The organism is Buchnera aphidicola (Ceratovacuna keduensis) (assembly GCF_039372665.1).
In the GTDB taxonomy this organism is placed as follows: Bacteria; Pseudomonadota; Gammaproteobacteria; order Enterobacterales; family Enterobacteriaceae; genus Buchnera_G; species Buchnera_G aphidicola_D.
This window is the reverse complement of record NZ_CP134994.1, coordinates 148,527-160,248: the sequence shown is the minus strand read 5'-3', so window position 1 is coordinate 160,248 and position 11,722 is coordinate 148,527. Positions and strand designations below refer to the sequence as shown.

Below are 11,722 nucleotides of genomic sequence, written 5' to 3'. Positions count from 1 at the left end.
AAAATTTTAAATATATATATTTTAATTAAAATAATTATTTTTAAAAATTTTAAAAATATATAATAATATATAAAATAAAAATAAAAATATTTTTTATATTTAATAAAAATTTTTATTTTTAATAAATTCTTGAAATGAAGTTTCTAAAAATAATTTTTTATTATAAAAATCATTCATTTTTAATATAAAAAAATCAAAAGAATATTTTTTAGAAGAAAAAAAACTCATCATAGATATAATTTCATTTTTTATAGAACTAATCATTTTCATAAACATCAAAAAAGATTCTTTTTTATATTCTTGTTTTGGATCTTTATCTGCATATCCTCTTAAATGAATACTACTTCGTAAATGTTCTAAATCATATAAATGTTCTCTCCAAAATTTATCTAATACTTTTAATACTATTATTTTTTCAAATTTATTAAATTCTTTTTCACTAAAATTTATTTTTTTTTTTAAATAATTTTTTTTAAAAATTTTAAAAATATTTTTAATAATAATATTATTATAAAACATATTTTTTTCTATAAATATATTTTTTTTTAAAAATAATATATTAAAAACTTTTTTTAAATATCTTTTTAATATTTTTATATTTTCACAAAAATTTTTGTTTTTTTCTTTAAAATAAAAATTTACCAATGAATTAAAAACTTCTATAGAAATTTTAAAAATTATTTTTGTTATATTTTTACTTTTTAATATTTTATTCCTTTTATAATAAAATATTAATCTTTGTTCATTTACAATATCATCATATTCTAACAATTTAGCTCTAATTTCATAATTATAATTTTCTAATTTTTTTTGAGAATTATATATAGCTTTATTTATAAAAATATTATTTATTGGTTCATTATTTTTAATTCCAAGTTTTTTTATAATATTAATTATTTTATTAGAAACAAAAATTTTAATTAAAGAATCTTCCATAGACACATAAAATCTTGAAGATCCTACATCTCCTTGTCTTCCAGACCTTCCTATAAGTTGATTATCTATTCTTCTAGATTCATGTCTTTCAGCACCTATTATATGTAAACCTCCTAAAGATAAAACAACATTTTTATTGTTTTCCCAAATACTAAAAATTTTTTTTTTACTAAAAAATTTATATTTTTTTTTATTTTTTTTTAAGAAATAATTAAAACTTCCACCTAACATTATATCTGTACCTCTTCCAGCCATATTAGTAGCTATTGTAACAGAACTTAACATTCCTGCATTTTTAATTATTTCTGCTTCCTTACTATGAAATTTAGCATTTAAAATATTATGTTTTATTTTTAATTTATTTAATTTGTTTGATATAAGTTCTGATTTTTCTATAGAAGATGTACCAACTAAAACAGGTTGTTTATTTTTTATACAATTTTTTATGTCTTTTATAATAGATTTAATTTTTTCTTTTTCTGTCATATAAATTAAATCATTAAAATCTTTTCTACAAATAGGTTTATTAGTAGGTATAACAACAGTATTTAAATTATATATAGATTTAAATTCTTCAGATTCAGTTTCTGCTGTTCCTGACATTCCAGAAAGTTTTTTATATAAACGAAAATAATTTTGAAAAGTTATAGAAGCTAAAGTATAACTTTCATCATTAATTTTAATTTTTTCTTTTGCTTCTATAGCTTGGTGTAATCCATCAGACCATCTTCTATTATTAGAAATTCTTCCTGTATGTTCATCTACTATTAATATTTTATTATCTTTAACTATATAATCTATATTTTTAAAAAATAGTTTATGAGCTTTTAAAGAATTTATTATATATTGAAAAAACATAATATTTTCAGAACAATATAAAGAAGAATTTTTATTTAAAACATTATTTTTAACAAAAATATTTTCTATATTTAAAAATCCATTTTCAGTTAAATAAATTTGTTTTCTTTTTTTATCTATATAAAAATTATCATTTTTACAATCATTTTTATTATATTTTTCTTTTTTTAATATAAAATTATATACTAAATTGTTTATCTTATTATATAAATTTTTATTAGAATATGAAAATCCAGATATTACTAAAGGAGTTCTAGCTTCATCTATTAAAATAGAATCTACTTCATCTATAATTGCATAATTTAATTTTTTTTGCACTCTATTACTATTACAAAAAATCATATTATCTCTTAAATAATCAAAACAAAATTCATTGTTTGTTCCATATGTTATATCAGATGAATAAGCATTTTTTTTCATTTTAATGCTCATTCCTTGTAAATTTAAACTAGAACTAACTCCTAAAAATTCAAATAATTTTTTATTTTGATTATAATCTCTATTTGCTAAATAATCATTCATAGTAACTACATGAACGCCATTTCCTGATAATGAATTTAAATATATAGGAAGAGTAGATGTTAAAGTTTTTCCTTCACCAGTTTTCATCTCTGCAATACATCTATTATTTAAAACTATTCCTCCAATAATTTGTACATCAAAATGTCTCATACCTAAAACTCTTTTGCTAGCTTCTCTTACTGTAGAATAAGCTTCAGGTAATATACTATTTAAAGTATTTTTATTGAAAATCTTATTTCTATATTTATTAGTATTTTCTCTCAATTTTTTATCACTAAACTTAGAAAATTTTTTTTCCATATCATTTATTAAATTTAATATAATATTTACTTCTTCTAAAATTTTTTCATTATTATTCTTAAATAAATTTTTAAAAAATTTTATTAACATAATTAAAATTCTCAAAACAAAAAATATTATTTTAAATAAATAACACAAATATTTTTTTTGCATTATAATATTTTAAAATTTATATAATAAAATTATATAATTTTTTTTAAAAAAATATAAAATTTTTTATTTTTATAAAAAAAATAAAAAATTATATTAAAATAAATATATTTCAAAAAATATTTAAAATATTTTTTGAAACAAATTTTGGAAATTTAAAAAATCTAGGATATTTTACATAAATTAAATACAATCCAGATGGATCTAATGATCCATACAAAAAATTTTTTTTTTTAGTAATTAATAATTTTTGTATCCAAAATATTTTTTTTTCTTTGGATCCAACTTTTATAATAGCACTAGCTATATTTCTAACCATATTATATAAAAAAGAATTTGCTATTATATCAAATATTACAAAAGATTTTATTCTATATACTTTAGTATTGAATACATATCTAACTGATACTTTAGATTGACAATTTTTAGATCTAAAAGAAGAAAAATCATGATTTCCTATTAAACATTTAACGGATTCATTCATTTTTTCTTCATCTAATTTTTTTTTTTTAAAATTATAAAAATTATTTATAAAAAATACAGATTTATAATTACTATTATTTATTATATATCTATAATGTCTATATATTGCGCTATATCTAGCATGAAAATTATATGGAACGATTTTAGCCCATATAACAGATATATCTTTAGGTAAATAAAAATTAGTTCCTAAAATCCAAGATATTTCTTTTCTTACTGATCTAGTATCAAAATGTACTACTTGACCAGTACTATGAACTTTAGCATCTGTTCTACCAGCGCAATATACTGTTATTTTTTCATTAGCTATTATTGATAAAGATTTTTCTAAAATTTTTTGAATAGTTTTTAAATTTTTTTGATTTTGCCATCCATGATATCTTGTTCCTTTATATTCTATTCCTAATGCAATTCTCATAATATAAATTTACCTAAAATAAAAGTTGAAAAATATTAATATATAAGTATTATATTTTTATTAATAATTTTTTGTATATATTTATATACAATTTTTGTAAAAAATATTTTATATTAAAAATTACTATAATAATTTTTTAATATAAAATATTTATTTAGGATTTAACAAATGAAATTTAAGAAAAAAAAAATTTCTTCTTTAAGCATATTATCAATAGCTAAAGTAAAACCATATAAAAATAAAAAAAATGAAAAATATATGAATAAAAAACAAATAAATCACTTTAAAAAAATATTAGAAGCTTGGAAAAATCAAATAGAAAAAAAAATAAATTATGAAAAAAAAAATATATCAAAAGAACAAATAAATTTTCCAGATCCAATAGATAGAGCAGTTCAAGAAGAAGAATTTAACTTAAAATTACAAAATAATGCTAGAAATATTAAAATAATAAAAAAAATAAATAATACATTAAAAAAAATTGAATTAAATGATTTTGGATATTGTTCATCATGTGATATAAAAATTGGAATAAAAAGATTAGAAGCTAGACCCACTGCAAACTTATGTATAGATTGTAAAACATTATCAGAAATTAGAGAAAAACAAATTATAAAATAATAAAAATTTTTAATACAATTTTTTACAAAAATATATAATATTAAAATTATTATAATAAAAATAGAAAAATTTTAATAATATATATTGTTAAAATTTAAAAAATATATTTTTAAAAAAAATATTTAAAATATCACTATAATAAAATTTTATAATATTATTTTTATAATAATATAAAAAAAATATATAATTAATATAATTATAAAATATAGGAAAAACAAAATTGTGAAAGTACTAAAATTTGGTGGATCTTCTTTATCCAATGCAAAAAAATTTATTAATGTTTCAAAAATATTAAAAAAAAAAAGTAAAAAAGAAAAAATTTGTGTAGTTTTATCAGCACCATATAAAATTACTGATTACTTAATTAATTCTATAAAAGATTATATAATTAATAAAAATAACAGTACTTTTAAAAAAATAAAAAAAAAAATCATAAAAATAATAAAAAATATTTCAATAATAGAAAAAAAATTTAAATTAAAAAAAATAAAAAAAAAAATAAATAATCATATAGAAGAAATAAATAAAATTTTAAATAAACAAAAATATATAAAAAACATAAATAAAAAAGAAAAAGCTATAATAATAAGTAAAGGAGAAATAATTTCAGTAGAAATAATGAATTATATTCTAAATAGTAGAAACATTAATTCTAAAATAATAAATCCATCTTATAAAATTATATCTAATAACAATTATTTAAATGCTAAAATAAATATAAAAAAAACTAAAAAAAAACTAGAATGCATAAAAAAATATGAAGAAAATATTATACTTGTTCCTGGATTTATATCTGGAAATAAAAAAAAAGAAATAACATTATTAGGAAGAAATGGATCAGATTATTCTGCTTCAATATTGTCAAACTGTTTAGATGCAAAATGTTGTGAGATTTGGAAGGATGTAAATGGAATTTATACAGCAGATCCTAAAATTATAAAAAATGCAAAAAATATAAAAAAAATTTCATATGAAGAAGCAATAGAACTTTCAAAATGCGGTGCTAAAATAATTCATCCTGAAACAATAAATCCTTTATATAAAAAAAACATACCATGTATAATAAAAAATTCATATTTTCCAAATTTTATAGGAACAACTATTAAAAAAAAATGTAAAAAAAATACATCAAAAATTTCAGTAAAAAGTATAACTTATTTAAAAAAATTTTCTATATTAAAAATAATTTTTAAAAAAAATGTAAATAACATCATATTAGAAAAAATATTAAAATCATTAAAAGAAGAAAATCAATATAAAATTTTTAATACTAAAATAATAAATGAAAAAAAAATTACAATATTAAAATCTATTAATGAAAATAATAAAGAAAAAAAAAAAATAAAAAATGTACTAAAAAATTATTTTAATAGTAAAAAAAAATATAAAATAAAAATAAAAAAAAATTTATCTATAATATCTATTATAGGAAAAAATATAAATTCAAAAATAGAAATATTAAGTAAAATAATTAATTCCATAAAAAAAATTAATGTAAAAATAATTTCAATAATTTTAGAAAATTCTAAAAACTCTATATCAATAATAATAAAAAATTTATTTTTAAAAAAAACTATTAAATCTATACATAATGAAATTTTTAATTATAAAAAAATAACAGAAATATTTTTAATAGGAATAGGAGGTGTTGGAAAAAGTTTATTAAATCAAATTTACAATCAAAGAAATAAATTAAAAAAAAAAAAAATAAAAATAAAAATATTAGGAATAGCAAATTCAAAAAATTATATAATAAGAAAAAAAAATATAAAAAAAGAACAATATAAAAAATTAATAAATAAAAAAAATAAAAAAATAAATATAATAAAATTTATAAAAAAAATAAAAAAAAATAATTTGATAAATCCTGTAATAATAGATTGTACTTCAAGTAAAAAAATATCTAAAAAATATGTTTATTTTATAAAAAATGGTTTAAATATAATATCTTCTAATAAAAAAGCAAATACTTATAAAACAAATTATTATTTAAAAATTAGAAATTATTTAAAAAAATATAGAAAAAAGTTTTTATATGAAACTAACGTAGGAGCTGGATTACCAATAATAGAAAATATAAAAAATTTGATTTCTACAGGAGATAAAATTATAAAATTTAGAGGAATTTTATCAGGATCATTATCATATATTTTTGGAAAATTAGAAGAAAATTGTTCTATAGTAGAAGCAGTAAAACAAGCAAAAAAATTAGGTTTTACAGAACCAAATCCAATAGATGATTTATCAGGAATAGATGTAGCAAGAAAATTATTAATAATATCAAGAGAAACAGGTTATAATCTAGAATTAAAAGATATAAAAATAGAAAAAATATTACCAAAAAAAATTAATATAAAAAATATTAAAAAAGAAAATATATTTTCTAAGTTAAATAGTTTAAAAAATTTTTATAATAAAAAAGTTATAAAAGCAAAAAACAAAAAAAGAGTTTTAAGACTAGTTGGATCAATATCAAAAAATGGAAAATGTAAAGTAAAAATAGAAAGTATAAAAAAATCAGATCCTTTATATAATATAAAAAATGGTGAGAATGCTTTTATATTTTATAGTAAATATTATAGCCCAACACCACTAATAATTAGAGGATATGGTGCTGGAAATAAAGTTACTTCAGCTGGAGTATTTTCAGATTTATTACGAATAGCATCATAATAAAATGGAAAATAATAATGATAAAAATTTATTCACCAGCTACTATAGGAAACATAAGTGTAGGATTTGATACATTAGGATTAGCAATTTCTCCAATAGATAAATCAAATTTTGGAGATACTATAGAAATAAAAAAATATAAAAAATTTGATATAAAAAATATTGGAAAATTTTCAAAAAAATTACCTAAAAAAAATAATGAAAATATTATATGGAAATGTTGGAAATATTTTTGTAAAAAAATAAAAAAAAATATATCGGTATTAATAACATTAGAAAAAAACATGCCTATAGGTTCAGGTTTAGGATCTAGTGCATGTTCAATTTCTGCTAGTTTAGTAGCAATGAATGAATTTTGCAAAAATCCATTATCAAAAATAGAACTTTTAAAACTTATGGGAAAATTAGAAGGAAAAATATCAGGAAATGTACATTATGATAATGTAGCTCCATGTTTTTTAGGAGGATTGCAAATAATATTAAATAAAAAAAATGTAATAAGTCAATCAATTCCATTTTTTAAAAATTGGATATGGATAGTAGCATGGCCTGGAACAAAAACATCTACATTGCAAGCTAGAAAAATACTTCCAAAAAAATATAAATTAAAAACTTGTATAGAACATAGCAGAAATTTATCTGGATTCATTCATTCTTCATATTCTTATCAACAAAAATTAGCTACAAAATTTATAAAAGATTTAATAGCTGAACCATATAGAATGAAATATATTCCAAAATTTTTAGAAATTAAAAAAAATATAAAAAAAATAGGTGCAATTGGATTTGGAATATCTGGATCTGGCCCCACAGTCTTTTCTATATGTAATAATATGTATAAAGCTAAAAAAATATCAACATGGTTAAAAAAAAATTATTTAAAAAATGATAAAGGATTTGTAAAAATATGTAAAGTAAATAATAAAGGAACAATAATAATTAGGTAAAAATAATATGAAATTATATAGTTTAAAAAATATTTCTAAAAAAGTAAAATTTTTAGAAGCAGTTAAACTTGGATTATGTGAAAAACAAGGTTTATTTTTTCCAAAAAAATTACCATATTTTAAAAAAAAAGAAATAAAAAAAATATTAAAAATGAATTTTTTTGAAAAAAGTTATAAAATATTAAATTCTTTTATAGGAAAAGAAATACCAAAAAAAATATTAAAAAAAATAATAAAAAAATCATTTGGAATAACTTTTCCTAAAATAAAAAAAATAGAAAAAAATATTTCTTGTTTAGAATTATTTCATGGACCAACATTAGCTTTTAAAGATTTTGGCGCAAGATTCATGTCACAAATAATATATTTTTTAAAAAAAAAAAATAAAAATAAAGTTACTATTCTAACAGCTACTTCAGGAGATACAGGAGCAGCTGTAGCAAATGCTTTTTATAAAATGAAAAATATTAATGTAGTAATACTATATCCAAAAGGAAAAATTAGTAAAATACAAGAAAAAATGTTTTGTACACTTGGAAAAAATATAAAAACTATATCTGTAAATGGAAGTTTTGATGAATGTCAAAAACTAGTTAAAAAAGCATTTAATGATAAAAAATTAAAAAAAAATATAGGATTAAATTCAGGAAATTCTATAAATATAAGTAGATTATTAGCACAAATTTGTTATTACTTTGAAGCATTTTCTCTTTTAGAAAAAAAAAATAGAAAAAATTTAATAATATCAGTTCCATGTGGAAATTTTGGTAATATAACAGCAGGATTAATAGCTAAATCAATAGGTCTTCCAATAAAAAATTTTATAGCTTCTACAAATTCTAATGATACAGTTCCTAGATTTTTAAAATATAACAAATGGAAACCAAAAAAAACTATTTCTACTATTTCAAATGCAATGGACATAAGTGTTCCTAACAATTGGGATAGAATAATAGAATTATTTAATCAAAATAAATGGAACATAAAAGATCCAAAATATTTAAAATTTGGAAAAGTATCTGAAAAACAAACTAAAAAAAGTATAAAAAAATTATATAAATTAAAATATATTTCTGAACCACATGCAGCAGTAGCATATAACGTTTTAAAAAAAGAAATAAAAAATGGAGAATATGGATTATTTTTAGGAACAGCTCATCCTTTAAAATTCAAAAGTACAATAGAAAAAATTATTCCAGTAAAAATAAAATTATCTAAAAATGTTAAAAAACAAAAAAATATTAAATCTTTTTCGTTTTCTATAGATCCTAAATTTTCTTTATTAAAAAAATTTTTAATATAAAAATTTTAAAGTTTCCTACAAGGAATATATAAACTTGATAGGAAACTTTTAAAAACATAAAATATTTTAAACATTAAATAAAAAATTAACAATATCACCATCAGACAATATATAATTTTTACTTTCTAATCTATATTTTCCATGTTTTCTTGCTAATTTTGTTCCTTTATATAAAATAAAATCTTTGTAAGAAATTACTTCTGCTCTTATAAAACCTTTTTTAAAATCTGTATGAATAATATTAGCTGCTTCAATAGCTGTAGAACCTTTTTTTATTGTCCAAGATCTTATTTCTTTTATACCTACAGTAAAAAAAGTTTGTAAATTTAATAAATTATATGTAAAATAAATTATATTATTTATATCTTTTAAAAAAAAATCTAATAAAATATTATATTTTATATTTATTTCACTAAATTTTAAATTATAAAAATTTATACAAATTGGAAAAATTTTGTAAGGAAATTTTTTTATTTCAAATAAAATTTTATTTTTTATTTTTAAATAAATAAAATCTTTTATATCTATATTAGCTATATATAAAACTGGTTTATTAGTTATAAAATTAAAAATTTTTAAAATATTTTTTTGTTTATTATTAAATTTTATATCTCTTATATTAATATTTTTTTTTAATTTTTTTAAACAAATTTTTAATATATTTAAAATTTCTAAAAAATAATTATTTGTATCAATATTTTTCTCATTTTTTTTTTTTTCATAATATTTTATATATTTTTTACATTCTGAATAATCAGATAATACTAATTCTATATTTACTAAATTTACATCATATATAGGATCTATTTTATTATTTACATGTATAATTTCTTTTTTTTTAAAAAATCTTACTACATGCAATATAGAATCAACATTTTTTATATGTGATAAAAATTTGTTTCCTAATCCATCTCCTAAATAAGAATTTTTAACTAATCCAGCTATATCTACAAATTTTATAAAAGTTTTTACAACATTTTTTGCTTTTATAATTTTTAAAATATTTTCTATTCTTTCATCTTCAACAATAGAAATACCTATATTAGGAGATATAGTACAAAATGGAAAATTTTTTGAAGGTACATTTAATTTAGTTAATACATTAAAAAACATAGATTTTCCAACATTAGGTAATCCAACTATACCACATTTTAATGACATAATTAATATTTCTCTAGTTTTAAAATTATAAAAAAATAATAAAATTTATTAAAATACGTTTATATCTATTATTAAAATTTATTATTTTATAAATTTTTCTATAATATATGTAGAATCATTTATAGATGTTATAATAGATTTTTTTTCTTCTTTAGAAGGACTAGATAATACATAAGATGACAAACTAATATTATTTTCACAAGGTCTTCCTATTCCAATACAAATTCTTTTAAATAAAGTATTTTTTTTGAACTTACTTATTATATTTTTAATTCCATTATGACCATAACTATTGTAAGAAATTATAAATTTTGTTTTTCCAATAGATGTGTTTAAATCATCTTGTACTATTAATATATTATTACTTTTTATTTTATAAAAAGAAGAAATAGAATAAACTGAAATTCCATTTAAATTCATATATATATTTGGTATTAATAAATAAATAAAACTATTAAAATATTTCCATAAACCAACATATCCATAAAATTTTTTTTTAATATTTAAATTAATTTTAAATTTTTTTGATAAATGTCTAATAAACCATGATCCAACATTATGTCTAGTATTATAATATTTTTTTAAAGGATTAGATAATCCAACTATCATTTTTACATTTTGCAAAAATAAAATTCCTTATTAAAAATTTTTAAAAATAAAAACAAATATTTTTAAAATTTATAAAATTAAATCATTTTTAATAAATTTTTTGTATCTTTTAAATACTATATCCCAATTTAAAATTTTCCAAAAATTCTTTATATAACTCATACGATCATTTTTATATTTTAAATAATAAGAATGTTCCCATAAATCTAATCCAATAATTGGAAAACCAAACACATTAGAAACAAAATTTCCCATTAAAGGATTGTCTTGATTATTAGTAGAAACTATTTCTAATAAATTATTTTTTTTAATTATTAACCATACCCATCCAGAACCAAAATGAGAAGATGCAATATTTTCAAATTTTATCTTAAAATTATTAAAATTTATAAAATTTTTTTCTATAATTTTTTTAAATTTAATATTTATTTCAGTTCCTACTTTTATATTTTCCCAAAACAATAAATGATTATAATGACCACCAACATTATTTTTAAATTTGTTTATATCTTCTATATCTAATTTATTAATAGAACTTACTAAATATTCTAAAGAACTATAAGAAATATTATTATTTTTAATAATATTATTTAAATTTTCCAAATAATTTCTATGATGTTTATTATAATGTATAAACATTGTTTCTTCATCTATATATGGTTCAAATTCTTTATATGAATAATTTAAAATAGGTAATTTAAACATAAAAAATCCTAAAAAAAAATAATATATTTTTATTAT

9 protein-coding genes are annotated in these 11,722 nt (G+C 16.8%); 4 read left to right on the top strand and 5 right to left on the bottom strand.

The features are described 5' to 3' along the window. Positions 1–99: 99 nt before the first annotated feature. Both secA and truA read right to left on the bottom strand, forming a co-directional pair. Positions 100–2,706 carry a preprotein translocase subunit SecA gene (secA, locus tag RJK19_RS00735; RefSeq protein WP_343184169.1) on the bottom strand — a complete coding sequence of 869 codons (2,607 nt, stop codon included), beginning with the start codon at positions 2,704–2,706 and terminating at the stop codon, positions 100–102. Between the two features lie 172 nt (positions 2,707–2,878). Continuing rightward, a complete protein-coding gene (gene truA / locus RJK19_RS00730) occupies positions 2,879–3,667 on the bottom strand; it encodes a tRNA pseudouridine(38-40) synthase TruA (RefSeq protein ID WP_343184168.1) in 789 nt (262 codons plus the stop codon). 168 nt (positions 3,668–3,835) lie between these two features. Here truA and dksA point away from each other — a divergent pair, with 168 nt between their 5' ends. From dksA to thrC, 4 genes are all read left to right on the top strand, one after another. Further along, positions 3,836–4,288, top strand: coding sequence for an RNA polymerase-binding protein DksA (gene dksA / locus RJK19_RS00725; protein ID WP_343184167.1), 453 nt, complete (start codon positions 3,836–3,838; stop codon positions 4,286–4,288). A gap of 222 nt (positions 4,289–4,510) precedes the next feature. After that, a complete protein-coding gene (gene thrA, locus RJK19_RS00720; RefSeq protein WP_343184166.1) occupies positions 4,511–6,961 on the top strand; it encodes a bifunctional aspartate kinase/homoserine dehydrogenase I in 2,451 nt (816 codons plus the stop codon). A 17-nt stretch (positions 6,962–6,978) separates the two neighbouring features. Beyond that, on the top strand, positions 6,979–7,908 hold the full coding sequence (gene thrB / locus RJK19_RS00715; protein ID WP_343184165.1) for a homoserine kinase: 930 nt from the start codon (positions 6,979–6,981) through the stop codon (positions 7,906–7,908). A gap of 7 nt (positions 7,909–7,915) precedes the next feature. After that, on the top strand, positions 7,916–9,211 hold the full coding sequence (thrC, locus tag RJK19_RS00710; protein ID WP_343184164.1) for a threonine synthase: 1,296 nt from the start codon (positions 7,916–7,918) through the stop codon (positions 9,209–9,211). 66 nt (positions 9,212–9,277) lie between these two features. Here thrC and ychF read toward each other — a convergent pair whose 3' ends face one another. The 3 genes from ychF to RJK19_RS00695 form a co-directional block, all read right to left on the bottom strand. Next, positions 9,278–10,372, bottom strand: coding sequence for a redox-regulated ATPase YchF (gene ychF, locus RJK19_RS00705; RefSeq protein ID WP_343184163.1), 1,095 nt, complete (start codon positions 10,370–10,372; stop codon positions 9,278–9,280). Positions 10,373–10,453: 81 nt separating this feature from the next. Beyond that, positions 10,454–10,981: an aminoacyl-tRNA hydrolase gene (pth, locus tag RJK19_RS00700; protein ID WP_343184162.1), complete on the bottom strand. Its 528-nt coding sequence runs from the start codon at positions 10,979–10,981 to the stop codon at positions 10,454–10,456. Positions 10,982–11,050: 69 nt separating this feature from the next. Continuing rightward, positions 11,051–11,686, bottom strand: coding sequence for a superoxide dismutase (locus RJK19_RS00695; protein WP_343184161.1), 636 nt, complete (start codon positions 11,684–11,686; stop codon positions 11,051–11,053). Positions 11,687–11,722 lie beyond the last annotated feature (36 nt).